Raw genomic sequence first — 18,856 nt, 5'->3', positions numbered from 1 at the left:
CGTTTGCCCGCTGTCCGTCAATGGACGGGCTACGCTGCTAGCAACAGGTGCTCGGCAAGGTGCCGGGCAGTAGCGCAGGGAAAAGCCATGTCGATGACCTACAAGGCAAGTGCGTTCTGGCTGTGCGGATTGCTGTTCAGCGCCTGGCTGGCGGCGGCGCAGTGGTCCGGACCACGTGACGGGCCGCCGGCGCGCAGCGGTATGCAGGTCAGCTTTATTGCGGCAGATTTTCGCAACGGTGGTGTGGTCGGCGTGTATCGCAGCTTCGAGCGGGCGGCCAAGCTGCTTGGCTGGCAGGTGCACGCGGTGGATGGCCGAGGCGACCCGGCAGAGATCCGGCGCGTAGCGGCGCAGGTGCTGGAGCGCTCCCCGCAGGGGGTGGTGCTCGGCGGTTTTGACCCGCAGGTCCTCGGCGCGTTGATCGATGACTTCAAACGCCAGGACATTCCCCTGGTCGGCTGGCATGCCGGAGATCGGCCAGGGCCGACTGAGGCGCTGTACAGCAACATCACCAGTGACCCGCAGCAGGTGGCCGATCTGGCGGTGGAGTACGCGATGCGTGATGGTCCGATTGGTGTGGTGATTTTTACCGACAGCCAGTTCGCCATCGCCACGGCCAAGACCGAACGGATGGCCGAGCGCCTGGCGCAATGTGAGCAATGCCGCCTGCTGAGCATTGAGGATTTGCCGATTTCTGCCGTGAGCAAGGGCATGGATGAGCGGGTGCGCACGCTGCATCGGCGCTTCGGCAATCAATGGAGCCACACGTTGGCGATTAACGATGTGTACTTCGACCATATCAACGTGCCGCTCAATGCACTGGGGCGTAAGGACCTGCGCAATATTTCTGCGGGCGATGGTTCGGCCAAGGCCTTAGGGCGTATTCACTCTGGCCTGTCGCAACAGGTGGCGACGGTGGCCGAGCCCTTGAGCGTACAGGGCTGGCAGTTGGTTGATGAGTTGAACCGGGCCTTTGCCGGCACGCCCTCAAGTCAGTTTGTTTCCGCGCCGCTGCTGATCACCCCCAGTGTGTTGCAGGAGAGCGATGACCTGAGTATCGAGCTGGATTTCAGCCACGAAGAGGCCTATCTGCGCTTGTGGCGGCAGATGCAGTGAGAGGTGTTGCGAGCTGGTTAAAGTCGGCGCATGGACTGGCCGATAGCTGTTATACGTCGGCAGGTTATTGAGTTTGTGTACATGATTGTATTCAATCTTGCCTTTCCAATAATAAGCATAAGGTAACCCTCCATGAGCGTGTGGAAACGCAGCATTCAGTGGCAGCTGATTCTCAGCATGGGCGCCGCCCTGCTTGCCAGCATTCTGATTGTGGTCGGCGTCTATTCGGCGGTGGTCAATCGCCTGAGTGAGCGCTTTCTGGTCGAAGAAGCACTGCCGGCTCGGGTGCTGGCGATCCGCAATGATCTGGAGCGGGTGCTCACTGCGCCGATTACGGCCAACGCCGGGATTGCCAGCAACGCGTTCATTCAGGATTGGCTGGCCGCAGGTGAAGATGAGGGCCTGCGTGATGCCGTGGCACGTTATCTGGATGGCGTACGCGTGCAGCAGAACGCCATGACCACCTCGATTGCCGTACTGGAAAGCGGCAACTATTTCACCGGCACCGGCCTGGCGCGGGTCATCAGCCGTGATCAGCCGGAGAACCAGTGGTTCTACAAACTGGTCGACAGCAGCCGCGATCAGGTGCTGGAAATTGACATCGACAAGGGCACGCGCCTGCCCACCCTGTTTATCAACCAGCGCATCAAGCAGGGCAGCAAGACGCTGGGTGTGTCCGGTCTGGGTTACAGCCTCAAGGCCATGTCGGAAATGATTCGTGATTTTCGCTTTGGTGAGCGCGGCCAGGTGTTCCTGATCGATGCCCAGGGCGATATCAAGGTGCACCCGCAGGCCGAGCTGAGCGGCAGTGGCCGTCTGGCCGAGCTGTTTGGCCAAGGCCCGGCTGACCAGTTGCTCAGCAGCGGCGGCAAGGCGGTGCGCTTCGAGCGTGACGGCGAGGCATACCTGGCCGTGGCGCAGAAGCTCGGCAGTCTGGACTGGCTGCTGGTCAGCGAGGTGCCGGAAGCGGAAATCTACGCTGAAGCGCGTCAGGCGCTGTTTATGACCAGCGCCATCGGCATTGGTGTGGCGTTGCTGTTCCTTGGCCTGGTGGTGGTTCTGGCGCGTAGTCTGGTGCGACCGATCCGTCAGGTGACTGCTGCGCTGGTGGAAATCGGCGGTGGTGGCGGTGACCTGACCCGTCGTCTGGATGAGTCGCGCGAGGACGAGCTGGGTGACCTGGCCCGTGGCTTCAACCGCTTTATCGGCGGTCAGCGCAGCCTGATCAGCGATGTGTTGGCGACCAGTGAGCGTTTGCGCGCCTCGGTCAGCCAGGTGGCGCAGGTGGTCGACAACACCGCCGGACGTTCCAGCCAGCAGCAGGAAATGACCGACATGGTCGCCACGGCCGTGCACGAGATGGGCCTCACCGTGCAGGAAATTGCGCGTAACGCCAGCAGTGCGGCGCAGTCATCGCAAAGCGCGCGGGACGAGGCGCAGGGCGCACGTAATGAAGTGCGCCAATCCATCGGGCATATCGAGAGCATGTCCACTGATATTGGCAATGCCGCCGCCGCAGTCAGTGAGCTGGCCGAGCAGGTGGCTTCGATTGATCAGGTACTGGCCGTGATTCGCGGGATTTCCGAGCAGACCAACCTGCTGGCGCTCAACGCCGCCATCGAAGCCGCGCGGGCTGGGGAGATGGGGCGCGGTTTTGCTGTGGTTGCCGACGAGGTACGCACCTTGGCCAGCCGCACGCAGAGTTCGACCGATGAAATCCAGCAGATGATCCAGCGCCTGAAACAGGGTGCGGAAACTGCCGTAAGCTCCATGCATGCCGGCCAGCGGGCGACCGGTACTGGGGTAGAAGCCAGTCAGCGTACCGGGCAGTCGCTGAGTGCGATCACCGAGCAGATTGAACGCATCAGCGATATGAATACCCAGGTGGCCACCGCCACCGAGGAACAGTCATCGGTGACTGAGGAAATCAACCGCAACGTACAGGGCATTGCCGACCTGGCCCATGCCACGGCTGGTGAGGTGCAGGTGTGCAAGGAAGACTGCCAGACCCTGCGTGCACTGGCGGATGACCTGGCCAAGCAGATGGGTAACTTCCGCCTCTAGGCTCAGGGAACAGGTCCTGGTGTGGTGGCAGCCTGGCTGCCGCCTATGTCAGGCCAGTTCGATACGGTTACGTCCGGCGCTCTTGGCCTGGTAGAGGGCGTCATCAACCCGCTTGAAGAAGGCTTCGGCACTGCCATCACGCAGCATGTCGTAACAGCCGACGCCCAGGCTCGCCGTCAGTGGCAGCTGGGCTCCGGGGACATTGAAGCCTTCGCGCTCCAGCTCCTGACGGAACTGCTCGGCCAACTGGCGGGCCTGTTCCAGCGGGGTATTGGGCATCAGGATGCCGAACTCTTCGCCGCCCAGGCGCAGCAGGGCGTCACTCTCGCGACGAAAGTTCTGCCGCATCCGTTCGGCAAAGGCACTCAGGCAGCTGTCGCCACAGCTGTGGCCGTATTCGTCGTTGATCCGCTTGAAGAAATCGATGTCCAGCAGCACCAGGGATAGTGGCTGGCTCTGCCGCTGGGCGTTGGCCACCATCACCGGGAACAGGTTGTTGAACTGATAGCGGTTGCCCAGCTGAGTCAGGCTGTCGGTGCGGCTGAGCCGCTCCAGTTTTTCCTGCTGCTCAAGCAACTGCAGTTCCAGGGCCAGGGTGTTGTGGTATTCGCGGTTACTGCGGTTGAGCGCCAGCAGCAGGTAGCTCAGGTAGAAACTCAGGGTGATCAGCGTGGCGTACTGCTCGCGCCAGTCTACGGCCAGGCTGATCAGGCCCGGCAGGTAGATCAGCACCAGGGCGAGGATTGCGCGCTTCTTACGCATGGCGAAGTTGAAGGCCAGTGCAGTGCTGAAGGCGATGGTGCTGAGGGTGGCGATGATCGCCGAGTCGCTGAACTGGGCATCCTTGTGCGCCAGCGCGTGGGCCAGGCCCCAGCTTAGTGCGGTGAGCAGGATCAGGCCCCAGTGCAGGTTGAGCCAACGCTTGAGGCTGGCATCGCTCTGCTCCTGTGGCAGGCGGTGCAGCAGGCGCAGCGCCAGTAGCATGGCGAAGATGCTGATGCCGACGAGCCCCGGAATGATCAGGGCGCCTGGTTCATTGCTGAAAATCCAGGTGAGCGCCCAGGCCAGCAGGTAATAGATACCTCCCAGCGGCGAGCGGATGCGAGTGTCTTGGGCTTCACGCCACAGTACGAAGGCCTTGGGCTGGCGGGGGAGCTGGGCTTCAGTCATGGTCTGTGATCACAAATACGGCTTTCTGGCAGCATAACCCGTCCAAAGTGAAAAAGCTGTCACATCGCCAGCTTTCATCAACTCGGCAATTCGGCATCCAACTTGCTTGAGTCTGAGGCGAAAACCGCAGCCATTGCGGGGTTTACTCCGCCATGCAGCGGTTTTCTGGTGGCCTCGGCGAGACTGGACTAAAACCAAAGGATAAGGCCGTGGTTCTAGCTGCCGCTCCGTAAGAGGGCTGGTGGTCAGTGAGCTGCGCTGTTTTGTTTCGGCCGGGCGGCCTGGGGCAGGCGAGGTGAGCATGTTGCGAGTGCGAAGTACGTGGCTGCTGGGGCTGCTGTTGGTGGCGCAGATGGGGATGGCGGCCAGCTTTCCCGAGCGACCGCTGACCATGATCATCGGCTATGCCGCAGGCGGCAGCACTGACCTGCAAGGTCGGGTTCTGGCGCAGATACTGGAAGAGCAGTTGGGCCAGCCGGTTATCGTCAACAACCTCCCAGGTGCTGGCGGTGCAGCCTCGGCGGCGATGCTGGCCAGCAGCCTTGAGCAGGGCTATGTGTTCCAGTTTGGCGGCTCGTCGGTGGTGAGCATTGCGCCGCTGCTGTCGCCGGCATCCTATGGTGTCGACAACTTCACCTACGTTGCCGGTTTGTCTCTGGAGCAGCCTGCCTTTGTCACCGGCGCTACGCGTGGCATCAGTGACTGGTCAGCGCTGCTGACTTACCTGCGCGCCAATCCGGGGCAGGTGTATGTCAGTCAGGCGGCGGAGGATCGCCTGATCCTGCGGGCGATTGCCAAGCGCGAAGGGTTGCATCTGCGCACCGTGCCCACTTCCGGTGGTGCGGGAATGGCGCCGCTGGTGATCTCCGGCGATGCGGTGTTTGCCTACAGCGGCGGCACGCACACCGGCTATACCGAATCTGGTGAGATGCGCGTGCTGGTCAGCCTGGCCGACGAGCGCCTGCTCGGTTACCCCGAAGCACCGACCTTGCGCGAGCTGGGTTATACGCTCGGCCTGCACACCATGCGCATCGTCATGGTGCCGGCCAACACCCCGGCCGAGCAGGTCGAGGTGCTGGCCAACGCTTTGGCAGTGGCAGTCAAGGATCCCCGGTTTATCGAAGTGACCGAGCAGCGCATTCGCCAGCCGGTGATCTTTATGCTCGGCGACGAGATCAAGCCAATGCTGCTGCGGCAGATGCACGAGTACCGAGCACTGATTGACGAGATTGGCTTGCAGTAGGGGCGGGATATCACCTGGTTACCCCAGAGGCGTGAAGGCGGATGAGTAGTAGTCACAGATCGATGCCCAAGACGGCACGCTGGGAATTGAAGTTCTCCACCCGAATTGCCCTGCTGTTCGGCGTACTCGGCATGGTGGCGATCAGTGTGGTGATGGTCTATTCCCTGCGTACCGCTGAGGCCAACCTGCAGAGTGAGATTCGCCACAGCCTGGCCCAGTATCAGCGCACCCTGGTCAGCCAGATCGAAACCCGCCTGCAACTGCTTGAGGTCTATCTGCACAGCGCCTCGGCGCGGCGCACGGTGAGTGCGCTGTCCGAGCAGACGTTGGCCGTGGAAGAGCTTGCTGCGGATGTGGCCTTCATGTTCCAGGATGCCAATATCGATTCGCGTCTGGAGCTGTTCTTCCTGCTCGATCCCACCGGCGAGCTGGTGATGGATGCCGGCCTGCCCCTGCATAACATCAAACCGCTGGTCGGCGCCTTGCGCGCGCCGCTGCATTACGTGCAGGGCTGGTCGCTGGTTGAGGTTGGCGCGCAGAGTGCCTTGCTCAAGGCCACGCCGATTTTCGACCCGGCCACTGTGCAGCTGCGCGGCTATCTGTTCGTCGGCCTGGCGCTGGGGCAGAACCGCGCCTTCCTGACCGAGCTGAGCGACAGCACCAGCCTGGATCTGCTGGTGCTGGGGCATGCCCAGCAAGCGCTGATGTGGCAAGGCGATAGCACGCTGGGGCTGCGCGGCGAGGCGGAGTTGACCCGCCTGGCGCGTGATGGCGACGGGCTGTATGTGCAGCGTTTCCCTATCTCCCTGAGCGGTGTTGCCGAGCCGTTCTGGCTGACGTTGGGGGTGTCGGATAAACGCTTCGCCTCGGTCTACGACAGCTACCTGCAATCGTTTCTGCTGGTCAGCAGCGGTTTTCTCCTGCTGCTGCTGGTGGCTGCCTGGCTGTTGCGGGTCAACCATGATCGGGCGATCAATCAACTGCTCGGGTTTATCGAGGCCACCCAGGCCGGCGAGCGCGGTCTGTGTTTCCAGCCCACCGGTATCTATGAGTACAACCGGGTCGGCGTGGCGATGCAGCACATGGTCGAAGACCTGCATATCGCCGCGACGGTGTTCGAGTCCGCCGAAGGCATGCTGGTGACCGACGCGCAGTTTGTGGTGCTGCGCGCCAATCCGGCCTTCAGCCGCATGAGCGGTTACAGCGAGAATGAGGTGGTGGGCAAACCCCTCGACTGCACCCTGATGCCGGACAGTTTTGCCAGCAATCGAGCGGCCATGCAGTCAGCGCTGGCTGAGCAGGGTGCCTGGCAGGGGGAAATGCTCGGCCGGCGCAAGAATGCCCAGGAGTATCCACAATGGCTAAGCATTGCTGCCGTGCGCAGCGGCGGGGCGAACCAGCACGTCAACTATGTGATTACCCTGGCCGATACCACTCAGCGCAAGGCGGCTGAACAACGTATCGAGCAACTGGCCTACTACGATCCGTTGACCAGCCTGCCCAACCGCCGCCTGCAACACGAGCGTCTGGAGCGTGCCCTGCAGGCCAGCGAGAACAGCCGCCAGCGTGGCGCGGTGCTGTTTATCGACCTGGATAACTTCAAGATCCTCAACGATGCCCGTGGCCATGACATCGGTGATCAACTGTTGCAGCAGGTGGCCGAGCGCCTGAGTGGCTGCGTGCGGCAGACCGACAGCGTGGCGCGCATCGGTGGCGATGAGTTCGTCATCCTTCTGGAAAACCTCGGCATTGAGCCGCTGGAGGCGGCGCAACTGGCCGAGAGCATCGCCGGCAAGATCCTCTTCACCCTGCGCCAGCCCTTCAGCGTGGGTGGTGTGGAGCATTTCAGCACGTTGAGCATCGGCATCGCCATGTTCAACGGTAAAGGCGAGCCGCTGGACGACCTGCTCAAACAGGCCGACCTGGCCATGTACCAGGCCAAGGCGCAGGGGCGAAACACCAGCTGTTTCTTCGAGGCGCAGATGCAGCAGCGGGTGATGCAACGCGCCAGCCTGGAAAGCGACCTGCGCCAGGGGCTGCTGAAAAGCGAGTTCACTCTCTACTACCAGGCACAGATCGATCAGCGCGCGGGCCTGCAAGGCGCCGAAGTGCTGCTACGCTGGCAGCACCCGCAGCGCGGCCTGCTCACCCCGGGCGAGATTATCCCGATAGCCGAAGGCTGCGGGCTGATTCTGCCGCTGGGCGAATGGGTGTTGCAGACGGCCTGCGCGACCCTGGCGCAGTGGGGGCGCTCGACCGAGTTGCGCCATCTGAGCCTGTCGGTCAACGTCAGTGCCAAGCAGTTGCAGCAGCCCGACTTTGTCGAGCAGGTGCTGCAGATCGTGCAACGCAGCGGCTGCAACCCCGGCAGCCTGAAGCTGGAAATCACCGAAAGCATGCTACTTGATGGCCGTGAGGCAGTAATCGCCAAGATGGCCCGGCTCAAGGCGCATGGCCTGCGCTTTGCGCTGGACGACTTCGGCACCGGCTACTCGTCGTTGTCTTACCTGAAAACCCTGCCATTGGATCAGCTGAAGATCGACCGTTCCTTTGTCTGCGACCTGCTCAGCGATAACCAGGATGCCGACATTGCCTGCACCATCGTGTCCCTGGCGCATGCGTTGAAGCTGGACGTGATCGCCGAGGGGGTGGAAACCCAGGCCCAGTGCGAGCGCCTGAGCAGCTTTGGCTGCACCTGCTTCCAGGGTTACTACTTCGGTCGGCCGGTGCCGCTGGAGCAGCTGTTTGCAAGGCAGCCGGCCTAAGTCAGCCAGACGGCCGTGGTACGGCCGCTATGGCCTAACCCTTAGCGCAGAATCAGCAGCGCGCTATTGCTGGTGCGCAGTAGGGTGCTGGTGGTGCTGCCGACCAGAAACTGGCGAATCCGCGAGTGGCCATAGGCCCCCATGGCCAGCAGGTCGATGCCCTGTTCGAGCTGGTAGGCGTGCAGGGTGGCTTTCACTTCGCCGGCGCGAATCGCCAGGTGCACTGCGCTGGCCGAACCTTGCACTACCTGCTCGGCAGCCTTGAGCTGCTCCCAGGCATCGCTGCTTTCTGCGCCGATCATCACCAAGTGGCACGGCAGGCCTTTGAGCAGTGGGCTGGCCGCGATCATCTGCAGGCTCTTGCGCGCCGTGGCGCTTCCGTCATAGGCGAACATGTAGCTTTGCGGCGCTTTGAACTCGCCGCAGCTGACCAGAATTGGCCGGTGCAGGGTGCGGATAACATTTTCCAGATGACTGCCCACCAGCTGGCTCAGGCTGTCGCTGGTTTTACCCTGACGGCCGATCACCAGCAGGCGGATATCGGCTTCCAGCTCGTGCAGGCAGTCGACCAGATCGCCGTGGCGCTGGCGCAGCTGCGCCGGCTCCACGCCATCGGCCTGCACCCGCTCGCGGGCCGCTTCGAGCATCAATCGGCCCTGTTCCATGGCCAGCTTGTGGCGCTGCTGATCGAGGTTGGCCAGCTCTTCAAGCAAATGCTCGCGGCTGCCCAGGCCGATGTTGCCGGACAGATCCGGGCTGGTTGGGTACTGCACCTCATCCAGTACGTGTAGCAGGGTCAGCGGCGCGCTCAGGCGCTGGCTGGCCCAGGCGGCGTAATCGCATACCGCGCGTGTGGATTGTGAGCCATCAATACATGCCATCACTTGGGTCATGGGATTTCCTTTTAGTGGCCCGACAGCAGGTCGGTGGCGTTTTCCTTATCGTGTACACCGAAGCGGTCGACGATGGTGGCGCTGGCTTCATTCAGGCCCAGCACTTCGACTTCGGTGCCTTCGCGGCGCAGTTTGATCACCACCTTGTCCAGGGCAGCGACGGCGGTGATGTCCCAGAAGTGTGCGCGGGACAGGTCGATGGTGACCTTGCTCACGGCTTCCTTGAAATCAAAGGCGGCGACGAACTTGTCGGCGGAGCTGAAGAACACCTGGCCGATCACCTTGTAGGTGCGCTGCTGGCCTTCGCTGTCGGCTTCCGAGTTGATATAGAGGAAGTGGCCGATCTTGTTGGCGAAGAACATCGCCGCCAGCAGCACGCCGACAAACACGCCGTATGCCAGGTTGTGGGTATAGACGGTGACCGCCACGGTGGCGAGCATGACGATATTGGTCGAGAGCGGGAATTTCTTCAGGTTGCGCAGCGAATCCCAGCTGAAGGTGCCGATCGACACCATGATCATCACCGCCACCAGCGCGGCCATGGGGATCTGGCTGACCCAGTCGCTGAGGAACACCACCATCAGCAACAGCACCACGCCGGCTACCAGGCACGACAACCGGCCCCGACCGCCGGATTTCACGTTGATCACTGACTGACCGATCATCGCGCAGCCGGCCATGCCGCCCAGCAGCCCGGAGGCGATATTGGCCACGCCCTGGCCTTTGCATTCGCGGTTCTTGTCGCTGCTGGTATCGGTCAGGTCATCGACGATGGTCGCGGTCATCATCGATTCCAGCAGACCAACCACGGCCAGCGCTGCGGCGTAGGGGAAGATGATGGTCAGGGTTTCAAGCGTCAGTGGTACATCCGGCCAGAGGAAGATCGGCAGGGTATCCGGCAGCTCGCCCATATCACCGACGGTGCGGATATCCAGGCCGAAATACATGGCCACGGCGGTCATCGACAGAATGCACACCAGCGGCGAGGGGATCAGTTGGCCAATCTTCGGCACATAGGGGAACAGGTAGATGATGCCCAGGCCCGCCGCGCACATGGCGTAGACGTGCCAGGTGACGTTGGTCAGCTCCGGCAGCTGGGCCATGAATATCAGAATCGCCAGGGCGTTGACGAAGCCGGTAACCACCGAGCGCGAGACAAAGCGCATCAGCGAGCCGAGTTTGAGGTAACCCGCGCCAATCTGCAGCACGCCGCACAACAGTGTTGCGGCCAGCAGGTATTCCAGGCCGTGGTTTTTTACCAGGGTCACCATCAACAGGGCCATGGCCCCGGTGGCGGCGCTGATCATGCCTGGGCGGCCGCCGACAAAGGCGATCACCACGGCGATACAGAAGGAGGCATACAGGCCGACCTTGGGGTCGACGCCTGCGATGATCGAGAAGGCGATGGCTTCCGGGATCAGCGCCAGCGCCACCACCAGACCGGCGAGTACATCGCCGCGGATATTAAACAACCAGGTGTTTTTCAGGCTTTGCAGCATGTTGAGTTCCAAAGGCTGGGGTCCGCTGATGCACGCAAGGGCAGGGCGGAGTGACTAATAAAAAACTGGGTGTAACGATAGCAACGCAGCCTTGCGGGCGGCGCGCAGAGGCAGAGCTGCGGCAACGGGTATACCGGCCGGGCTGTGCAGGGAGGGGGCGAAACGCTAAGGCGGCGTAGGCAGCCAGCGTGATGGTTGGGCCAGTGTCATTGCGACCTGTCTCTATCCATTCGGGCGAAAAGGGCAGCTACCTTAACATACCGGGCTGCGCCCGGCATCCTTAGCCGCTGGAGGCTTTAGCTTAACCGCGGCGGATCAGCCATATGCCGGCAACGATCAGCAGCAGGCCGCCGACTTTGCCTGCGCTGATCGGTGCTTCACGAAAGCCGGCCCAGCCGAAGTGGTCCAGGGTCAGGGCCATGCTCAGTTGCCCAGCGATCACCAGCGCCATAAACAGCACGGCGCCAACCTTGGGGCCGGCAAAGGCGGCGGTGGCGATAAACATCACCCCCAGCAGACCGCCGCTCCAGTGCCACCAGGTCAGGCCTTTGAGCGCGGCGAAACTGGGGACCTCGCGCTGCACCAGCACCAGAATCAGTAGCGCCAGAGTACCAACGGCAAAGGACACCAGTGCGGCGGCCAGTACGCTGGACACCTGCTTGGCCAGTTGCCCGTTGATCCCGGCTTGCAGCGGCAGGCAGGCGCCGGCAACGAAGGGCAGGGCCATCAACCACCAGATCGGGGCAGGCATGGGCATATCTCCAGGCGGGCAGGGCGAGCGATTATGCCGCAAATGCACAGCGCGCTGTCAGCCTCACCAGGGCAAGGTCTGGCCCTGGTAGTCGAGGAAGGTGCAGCGTCGGCGGCCCAGCTCAGCGCTGATCACCTGATACAGCCCTGCGGCGCTATCCGCCACGCTCAAGGGAGCATCGGCGCCGCCCATGGCGGTGCGCACCCAGCCTGGATGCAGGGCCAGCAGGCTCCAGGGCAGGTCGGCATAGTGGCTGCTCCAGCTCAGCAGCAGGCTGTTCAGCGCGGCCTTGCTGGCACCGTACAGCGGCATGTCGAGAGCGCGGTTGAGCTCTAGGCTGGCCATCTGCGAGCTGATAAAGGCCATCACCCCGTCGGCCTCGATGCGTCCAGCCAGCTGTTGCCCCAGGCTGATCGGCGCAACGGCATTGGCGAGAAACAGCTGGCCGATCTCCGCACTATTGGCCTGGCGCGGATCCTGATGCGCGGGGCCATAGACGCCGGCATTGAACAGCGCACAGGTCAGCGCTTGGTCGCCCAGCGCACGGTCGATCAACTGGCCTGCCTCACGCTGCTCCAGGTCGCATTCGATCAGCTGCAAGCGCTGGCCATTTTGTGTGGCCAGCGCCTGCAGTTCGTGGTTGCCCGCCAGGTTGCGGATCACGGCATGCACCTGCCAGCCCGCCTGCACAAAGGCCTGGGTCAGGCCCAGGCCAATGCCGCGCGAGGCGCCGGTGATCAGGATGCGGCGGCTTACGGCCACTGCATTTCACCCTTGAGCACCTTGGCGCTCAGTTCCAGGCTGCTGGCGTCGAGCAGCTGTGGGTACTTGGCCTTCATCGCTGCGATCAGTGCCTGGCTGTTTTTGGCCTTGGGCAGCGCCGCTTCCAGGTCATTGAGGTAATTGCGGGTAAAGCGCAGGTCATCCAGGTTCAGTTTCGGCTGGCCCATAAAGTGCCCAGGCACCAGGGTTTTCGGTTGCAGTGCTTGCAGTTCATCCAGGGATTTCAGCCAGGATTTACGCGCCTCTGCGGTTTGTGCATCGGCAATCCAGGGGTGGATGTTGGCGTAGGTCAGCACGCCGCCGACCACCGCCTTGATGCTCGGAATCCACAGGCTGGTGTGCTTGGGGTCATGGCCGACTAGTTCGATGCGCTGGCCTTCCAGGCTCAGGTGGTCGCCTTGCAGCGCTTGCGGCACCACGGTGCGGGCCGGCGCGCTGTCCTTGAGGATCGGGCCCCAGTAGGCCAGCTTCGGCTCGCGGCTTTTTTCGATATAGGCGATGGTCTGCGGCGTGGCCAGGACTTTGGCCTCGGGGAAGGCGCGGGTCAGGGTGTCCAGACCGAAGTAGAAATCCGGGTCGCCGTGGCTGATAAAGATGGTGGTCAGGGTCTTGCCGCTGGCCTGGATGCGCTCGACCAGTTCCTGCGCTTCGCGGTTGGAGAACTGCGCATCGACCAGGATGGCCTCGCGTTCGCCGCTGATCAGCGTTGAAGTCACTGGGAAGATGGCCTTGTCGCCTGGGTTGTAGACATCCAGGGTCAGCGGTTGGGCGAAGGCGGTGCTGGCCAGGGTCAGCAGGCTGGCGCTGGCGAGCAGGCTGCGCAGGTGAGTGATGATCGACATGGGGAACTCCTGTTGAGTGAATGAGCTCATCTTAGTTGCTTTAAATCGATCAAAAAGCCCCGTAATCTGCGCATATTTGTTGCGTTAAATGGGCTAATTATGGATCGCCTGACGGCTACGCGGGTTTTTGTCGAAGTAGTGGAACGCGGCAACCAGACGGCCGCCGCCGATGCGCTGGAGATGTCGCGGGCGATGGTCTCGCGTTACCTCGGCGAGCTGGAAACCTGGGTCGGCGCGCGCCTGCTGCACCGCACCACGCGCAAGCTGAGCCTGACCGGTGCTGGCGAGCAGTTGCTCGGCCAGTGCCGCGAGATGCTGGCCATGGCCGAGGCCATGCAGAGTGTCAGCCGTACCGATGAGGCTGCGCCGCGCGGCACCTTGCGCATTGCCTGCAGTCAGTCACTGGCACAGGCCTGGCTGGTGCACGCGCTGGATGACTTCACCCGCCTGTATCCGCAGGTCAGCATTGACCTGCTGGTGGGCAGTCAGGCGGTCAACCTGGTGGAAGCGCGTATCGACCTGGCCCTGCGCATCACCAATCAGCTCGACCCCAATCTGATCGCCCGTCAGTTGGCGGTATGCCGCTCGGTGGTGTGCGCCACCCCGGCGTATCTGGCCAGGCATGGCACGCCGCAGCGGGCCGAGGAGCTGGCGCAGCATAACTGCCTGAGTTACGCCTACTTCGGCCGCAGCATCTGGGAGTTTTCCCGTGCCGGTGAGCCGCATGCCGTGGCGGTCAGCGGCAACCTCAGCGCCAATGAATCCATGGTGCTGCTGGAGGCGGTGCTGGCCGATATTGGCATCAGTTTGCAGCCGCGCTATTCGGTCGGCGCGCATCTGCGCTCCGGGGCGCTGGTACAGTTGCTGCCTGACTACGAGCCACAGCAGCTGGGCATCCACGCCCTGTACGGTACGCGCCGGCAAATGCCGCCGGCGCTGCGGGCGCTGCTGGATTTTCTGGTCGAGCGGTTGGCGGATCGGCCGGACTGGGACCTGTAAACCGCTCTACAGGGGCTTGCTGAACTGGATCAGCGCGACGCGCTGGCCCTTGGGATCGCGGCGTTCGACCACATCACTGAGGGCATAGCCGAGCTTGGGGTAGAGCAGCAGGCCGGCGCTGTTGGCGTTGAAGCACGACACCAGCATGCGTTTGGCGTGGTAATGCTCCCGCGCCAACTGCTCCATCACCGCCACCAGATAATGCGCTACGCCTTGACCACGGGCCCAAGAGGCGACCATCAGGTTGCCCAGCGCGCAGTGCTCGTCGTAGTGCCACTGGTAGAGGTTGGCAAAACCGGCCACTCGGCCATCAAGCAGCACCACGGTGCTGTCGCGGCGTTCGGCAATGGCGGCGGCCAATTGACCGACACTCAGCGGCCAGTCGGCCTTGGGATAGCAGAAGAACAGTTCATCGGCGTTTTGTGGAAAGCCGACGATCTCGGCCAGGTCAGCCGCCGCAGCGGGGCGGTGGCTGAGGCGTGGGGTTGGGTTCATGCAGCATCCTTGGTGTCAATGGGCGCGTGTAGGGTGGTCTATCGAGGCGGATACTGGCTTAACACTTCCGCCACGCTGCGGCGAATCGCGGCTTCGCGCTCGTTCGGGCTGGGCTGTGGGTTGCGTAGCACCTGTTCGGTGCTGCCGCGCCAGACCAGTTTGCCGTCCTTACCATCGAACAGGTCGATCTGCAGGGTGCCGACCTGATAGTCCAGGGTGCGGGTTTCCACGTAACTCGGGCCGCCCCAGAAACCGCCATTCCAGGGATTGCCCCAGGCGCCGCCGAGCTGGGTGCTGACCTGCTGCTGGCGATTGTCGATGATCATCCACACCTGCACCTTGAGATCGCCCGGCGTGTTCGCCGCTGCCGGGCGCAGACCGCGCTGATCGAGCTGTTGGCTGATCGCCGTGCGGATGCGCTGGTCTGTCAGGTCGCTTTTCAGGCGCGGATCATCAGGTTTGTATTGCACGGCCGGTTCCTGCCAGCTCCAGCTGCGGTAGGCGGCAAAATCCCGGTTGGGGTCGAAGTCGCGCTGCAGCTGCGGCGTCTGGCAGGCGCTGAGGATCAGCAACAGAGGCAGTAAAAACAGTGATGCACGCATGGGTGCTCTCCTTGGGTTCAGCAGTCAGTTTGGCGGATACGCCGCCAGAGCCTGTTGTACGGCGTTGCGCAGCGCGGCGGCGCGTTCACTCTGGCTGCCGCTGTTGCGGGTTTCGGCGTGGCCGTTCCACACCGGCTGACCACTCTGGCCATCGAACAGTTCGATGCGCACCACCATGACGTCTTCGGTGTAGCTGCGCACCAGCGGCGCGCTGCCCCACATGCCGTAGTTATCGCCATAGCGACTATGGCCGTAATGGCTGCCGTACTGTTCCGTGACCTGACGCAAGCGCTGCTCCAGGCGCAGCTCGGCGCTGACCTTGAGGTCGCTGGTTTTACCGGCGCGATGCGGGCGCAGGCCGCGTTGGTCGAGGGCATTGCTAAGGGCTTCCTGCACCTGCTCGGAACTGGCCCAGGCGCTGCCAGCCGGTAGCTGCTGCCAGCTCCAGGTACGGTAGCGGGCGAAGTCGCGCGGCGCAGCCGGGTAGGCGCTGCGGTCCAGTTGCTGGGGCGAGTGCGCAGGTGCCGGCGGCAGCGGTTTGCTGTCGGCGATATAGGGGTTCTGGCTCTGGCAGGCGGCGAGGGTGGCCAGTAGCAGTAATGCACCCAGTCTTTTCATTGGATGTTCAGCCTCCAGTGTGATGGCTGTCAGCGTGGCCGGCAGATCCAGTGCAGATAACGCCCCAGCCCGGCAAAGCTGGGGTGGCGGCGGTAGGCCAGCTCCATTTCCAGCAGGTCGAGCAGCTCGGCCTTGGCCTGGAAGGGTTGCGGCATATAGTCGTGAAACACCCGCACGCCACTCTGGCTTTCGACCTGCCAATTGGCTTCAAGTTGCGCCGCCAGCTCGCGCGGATCAAGGGGCATCTGCGGTGTAAGGCTCTGTTTCTCTCCGGCGAACTCGGCCTTGCGCAGCTTGCGGAAGTGGCCCTTGAGCAGGTTGCGGTAGATCAGCGCGTCCTTGTTGTAGAACGCCAGCGACAGCCAGCCGCCGGGCGCGCACAGCTGGTGCAGCACCGGCAGGATGCTGTGCGGTTCGGCCAGCCATTCCAGCACCGCGTGGCAGATCACCAGATCATAGGGCTGCTCCAGCTGGCCAAGCAGGTCCTGCCAGGGCGCCTGGATAAATGTGGCCTGCTGGCCTGCGGCGGCAAAACGCTCACGTGCGCCGGCTAGCATCAGTTCGGCGGGTTCGGTCAGGGTCACCTGGTGGCCACGCTCGGCCAGCCATAGCGACATATGGCCGAGGCCCGCGCCGATATCCAGCACCCGCAGCGGGCGTTCGGGCAGGGCTTCTGCCAGGTCGGCCTGCAGCACGGCCAGGCGAATCGCGCCCTTGGCGCCGCCATAGATTTTCTCGGCAAAGCGCGTGGCCAGCTCGTCGAAGTGCCGATCACTCATGGGCTGTGCTCCCGAGGAAGCGCCGTTCGTTGTCAGCCAGCTTGGCGCGCACCACCTGTTCCATATCCAGGCCCAATTCGCCGCACAGCAGTATCAGATAGAGGATCACGTCGCCGATTTCCTGGCCAGCATGGGCCAGTTTTTCCGGCGGCAATTGCTGTGATTGGGCCTCAGTTAGCCACTGAAAGATTTCCACCAGCTCGGCCATTTCCACGCTGGCGGCCATGGCCAGGTTCTTCGGGCTGTGGAAGGGCCGCCAATCATTGTGGTCACGAATGGCGTGCATGCGGGTGGTCAGTTCGGCGAGGTTCATCAGGCGCTCCAGCAAAGAGGAGCATAGCTTCGGGGTTTGCCGGCCGGTCTTCAAGCCGGCAAACCGATACCGCAGGTTATGGGTAGCCGCTTTCGTTGGGGTTGTGAGTCACTTCCAGCACGCGCCAGACGTTGGCATAGACGCTTTCCTGGGAAAACGTGATGCGCCCCTTGCCCTTGTACAGCGACACCACGCGGGCGACGTCCTTGCCTTTGAAGTTGAACGGGATCCAGGCCTTGCCGGTCTGGTGTGAGAAGGTGGCGGTCGGCGCGCCGAGCAGTGCATTGACCTCATCCATGCTCATGCCGGTGCGTATATCGCTGAACGAGCCGCTGCCCTGGGCCACGGCTGCCGGTGCAGCAGCGGGCGCGAGGGCTTGAGTGCTGCTGGCCGCAGGCTGGCCCTGGCCGGCGCGGTAGGCATCCAGATTGACGCTGCCGGCCGTGTAGGGCGCGCCGCCGGCGCTGAGGCTGTTGCCGGCCTTTTCGCAGTGACGGTCGAGCTTGCGGTTATTGGAGTTGGCCACCACTTCGGCCAGCACTGGCTTGTAGCGGCCGTTGCCCGAGCTGGCCAGGGCCTTGCAGACCCAGGCCAGAGCGTCGGAGGTGGTGTTGTCGGTGGCGCTGCGGTACTTCTGCAGCAGCACCTCGGCGGCCACATCGAGGGTTTCCTGGTCCCGGTAACCGCTGTGATAGATGCTCTGCGCGGCTTCGCGGATCGACACCGGGCCGCCCTGCACCAGCTGATTGACATAGCGCTGCCCGGACGCGTCCAGGGCATGGGCCTGCAACGCAGTGCAAGCAAGGACGAAGGACGTGGCAAGTACGGCGGTGTTTTTCATGCTGAGGCTCTCTATTCCACTGGAGTTGTCTAGGGTCGACCGTGACCGCATGGGCGCGGGAGGCATCACGATAATCCGCCCCCGGAAAAACGCCAAGCCTTGCCGCGCGCCTAGTCCAGTGGCTGCCAGCTACCGCTCATATGCACCAGTTCATCCTGGCCGAGCAGGCTGAACTGGCCATGGCTGCCGGGCTCACTGGTCAGTAAGCGCACTTCTGCCGGCAACAGCACCGGCTTCTGGAAGCGCACGCTCACGGCATAGCCGGCAGCAGGCAGGCGCGGGCTCAGTTCGGCCAGGGCGCGGCCCTTGTTCCACAGACCATGGGCGATGGCGCGGGGGAAGCCGAACAGCTTGGCTGTGGCGGCAAACATATGAATGGGGTTGTAGTCGCCGGCGATGCGCGCATAACGGCGGCCGATATCGGCTGGTGCGCGCCAGTGCGCCAGGGTGGTTTGCGTCAGCACGGTTTCGGCTGCGCGTTCGGCTGGCTTGCCGTCCAGACGCAGGGCGCGGCAGAGGATGCGGCTGTCGCCTTCCCAGAGCAGGCCGAGCTGGTCGTGCAACTGGGTGATCAGGCTAAAGGTAACGCCCTTGTCATGGGCTTGCAGGTCCTGCACTTGCACGCTGACGGTAAACGGCCCGAGGCCGCCGAGTGGGCGCAGCACGCGAATATGGTTTTCCAGGTGCACCAGGCCAAGCAGCGGGAAGGGGAAACGCTTGTCGGTGAGCAACTGCATCTGCAGGGCAAACGCCAGGATGTGTGGATAGGCTGCGGGCAGCAGATGATCGTCGGCTGCGCCGCAAATCTGCCGGTAGCGCGCCAGGTGCTTGGGGTCGACCGTGACCTGGCAGCGCACGCCCAGCTCGGGCAGGCTGCGGCCGGTCACGCGGCGGCGCAGGGCCGCGCGTAGAAACAGGGCGGGTAAGGCAGGCGGGGCGGGCAGATCGAGCCAGTCGATGGCCATGGGCAAACTCCTCAGAACGGTGGCAGCAGCTTAGTCGGCCCGCGTCAGCGTGCATTGGCCGCCCTGCCTGGAAGCACGGCGGGCCAGTCAATTGCTCGCATTCACGCCTTGAGCGCAG

The 18,856-nt window shown here is 63.2% G+C and carries 18 protein-coding genes and 1 pseudogene; 6 read left to right on the top strand and 13 right to left on the bottom strand.

Translation table 11 applies throughout. The features are described 5' to 3' along the window. Positions 1–87 precede the first annotated feature (87 nt). The 3 genes and pseudogenes from ACOCLD_RS19305 to ACOCLD_RS19295 all read left to right on the top strand — a co-directional run bounded on the left by ACOCLD_RS19305 (position 88) and on the right by ACOCLD_RS19295 (position 3,180). Complete coding sequence (locus ACOCLD_RS19305; protein WP_422910328.1) at positions 88–1,116, top strand: substrate-binding domain-containing protein; 1,029 nt, start codon at positions 88–90, stop codon at positions 1,114–1,116. A gap of 132 nt (positions 1,117–1,248) precedes the next feature. Then, positions 1,249–2,310 (top strand): annotated as a pseudogene (locus ACOCLD_RS19300) (HAMP domain-containing protein); the annotation flags it as partial. 132 nt (positions 2,311–2,442) lie between these two features. Next, positions 2,443–3,180, top strand: a complete 738-nt coding sequence (locus ACOCLD_RS19295) for a methyl-accepting chemotaxis protein (RefSeq protein ID WP_374528458.1) — start codon at positions 2,443–2,445, stop codon at positions 3,178–3,180. A gap of 48 nt (positions 3,181–3,228) precedes the next feature. On the opposite strand, the gene ACOCLD_RS19290 is transcribed toward ACOCLD_RS19295, so the two are convergent. Then, positions 3,229–4,350: a GGDEF domain-containing protein gene (locus tag ACOCLD_RS19290; protein WP_422910327.1), complete on the bottom strand. Its 1,122-nt coding sequence runs from the start codon at positions 4,348–4,350 to the stop codon at positions 3,229–3,231. 301 nt (positions 4,351–4,651) lie between these two features. Here ACOCLD_RS19290 and ACOCLD_RS19285 point away from each other — a divergent pair, with 301 nt between their 5' ends. Both ACOCLD_RS19285 and ACOCLD_RS19280 read left to right on the top strand, forming a co-directional pair. Further along, the gene (locus ACOCLD_RS19285) at positions 4,652–5,593 is read left to right on the top strand and encodes a Bug family tripartite tricarboxylate transporter substrate binding protein (RefSeq protein ID WP_422910326.1); all 942 of its coding nucleotides are present in this window, start codon (positions 4,652–4,654) and stop codon (positions 5,591–5,593) included. Between the two features lie 62 nt (positions 5,594–5,655). Continuing rightward, positions 5,656–8,358, top strand: coding sequence for an EAL domain-containing protein (locus tag ACOCLD_RS19280; RefSeq protein WP_422910325.1), 2,703 nt, complete (start codon positions 5,656–5,658; stop codon positions 8,356–8,358). A gap of 41 nt (positions 8,359–8,399) precedes the next feature. Here ACOCLD_RS19280 and ACOCLD_RS19275 read toward each other — a convergent pair whose 3' ends face one another. The 5 genes from ACOCLD_RS19275 to ACOCLD_RS19255 form a co-directional block, all read right to left on the bottom strand. Next, positions 8,400–9,251, bottom strand: a complete 852-nt coding sequence (locus tag ACOCLD_RS19275) for a universal stress protein (RefSeq protein WP_422910324.1) — start codon at positions 9,249–9,251, stop codon at positions 8,400–8,402. An 11-nt stretch (positions 9,252–9,262) separates the two neighbouring features. Continuing rightward, on the bottom strand, positions 9,263–10,750 hold the full coding sequence (locus ACOCLD_RS19270) for a SulP family inorganic anion transporter (RefSeq protein ID WP_422910323.1): 1,488 nt from the start codon (positions 10,748–10,750) through the stop codon (positions 9,263–9,265). Positions 10,751–11,051: 301 nt separating this feature from the next. Then, complete coding sequence (locus ACOCLD_RS19265; protein WP_422910322.1) at positions 11,052–11,501, bottom strand: DMT family transporter; 450 nt, start codon at positions 11,499–11,501, stop codon at positions 11,052–11,054. A gap of 63 nt (positions 11,502–11,564) precedes the next feature. Next, positions 11,565–12,263, bottom strand: a complete 699-nt coding sequence (locus tag ACOCLD_RS19260; RefSeq protein ID WP_422910321.1) for an SDR family oxidoreductase — start codon at positions 12,261–12,263, stop codon at positions 11,565–11,567. Beyond that, positions 12,254–13,126, bottom strand: a complete 873-nt coding sequence (locus tag ACOCLD_RS19255) for an MBL fold metallo-hydrolase (RefSeq protein ID WP_422910320.1) — start codon at positions 13,124–13,126, stop codon at positions 12,254–12,256. Before ACOCLD_RS19255 ends, ACOCLD_RS19260 begins: the two co-directional genes overlap by 10 nt. 99 nt (positions 13,127–13,225) lie before the next feature. Here ACOCLD_RS19255 and ACOCLD_RS19250 point away from each other — a divergent pair, with 99 nt between their 5' ends. Further along, a complete protein-coding gene (locus ACOCLD_RS19250) occupies positions 13,226–14,125 on the top strand; it encodes a LysR family transcriptional regulator (RefSeq protein WP_422910319.1) in 900 nt (299 codons plus the stop codon). A 6-nt stretch (positions 14,126–14,131) separates the two neighbouring features. Here the strand turns inward: ACOCLD_RS19250 and ACOCLD_RS19245 are convergent, their stop codons facing one another. The 7 genes from ACOCLD_RS19245 to ACOCLD_RS19215 form a co-directional block, all read right to left on the bottom strand. Beyond that, a complete protein-coding gene (locus ACOCLD_RS19245) occupies positions 14,132–14,620 on the bottom strand; it encodes a GNAT family N-acetyltransferase (RefSeq protein ID WP_422910318.1) in 489 nt (162 codons plus the stop codon). A gap of 38 nt (positions 14,621–14,658) precedes the next feature. Further along, a complete protein-coding gene (locus ACOCLD_RS19240) occupies positions 14,659–15,222 on the bottom strand; it encodes a DUF4136 domain-containing protein (RefSeq protein ID WP_422910317.1) in 564 nt (187 codons plus the stop codon). A 24-nt stretch (positions 15,223–15,246) separates the two neighbouring features. Then, positions 15,247–15,840, bottom strand: a complete 594-nt coding sequence (locus ACOCLD_RS19235; RefSeq protein WP_422910316.1) for a DUF4136 domain-containing protein — start codon at positions 15,838–15,840, stop codon at positions 15,247–15,249. 29 nt (positions 15,841–15,869) lie between these two features. After that, positions 15,870–16,619: a methyltransferase gene (locus tag ACOCLD_RS19230; RefSeq protein ID WP_422910315.1), complete on the bottom strand. Its 750-nt coding sequence runs from the start codon at positions 16,617–16,619 to the stop codon at positions 15,870–15,872. Next, positions 16,612–16,932, bottom strand: a complete 321-nt coding sequence (locus tag ACOCLD_RS19225) for a nucleotide pyrophosphohydrolase (protein WP_422910314.1) — start codon at positions 16,930–16,932, stop codon at positions 16,612–16,614. The genes ACOCLD_RS19230 and ACOCLD_RS19225 overlap by 8 nt, the downstream gene beginning before the upstream one ends. 76 nt (positions 16,933–17,008) lie before the next feature. Next, complete coding sequence (locus ACOCLD_RS19220) at positions 17,009–17,773, bottom strand: hypothetical protein (protein ID WP_422910313.1); 765 nt, start codon at positions 17,771–17,773, stop codon at positions 17,009–17,011. A 110-nt stretch (positions 17,774–17,883) separates the two neighbouring features. After that, a complete protein-coding gene (locus tag ACOCLD_RS19215; RefSeq protein ID WP_422910312.1) occupies positions 17,884–18,738 on the bottom strand; it encodes a MaoC family dehydratase in 855 nt (284 codons plus the stop codon). Positions 18,739–18,856: the final 118 nt, after the last annotated feature.

The sequence above is a fragment of the Pseudomonas cimarronensis genome (assembly GCF_049331905.1).
Lineage (GTDB): Bacteria > Pseudomonadota > Gammaproteobacteria > Pseudomonadales > Pseudomonadaceae > Aquipseudomonas.
Note: the sequence above shows the minus strand (reverse complement) of the source record. Positions and strands in the feature narration are given on the sequence as shown.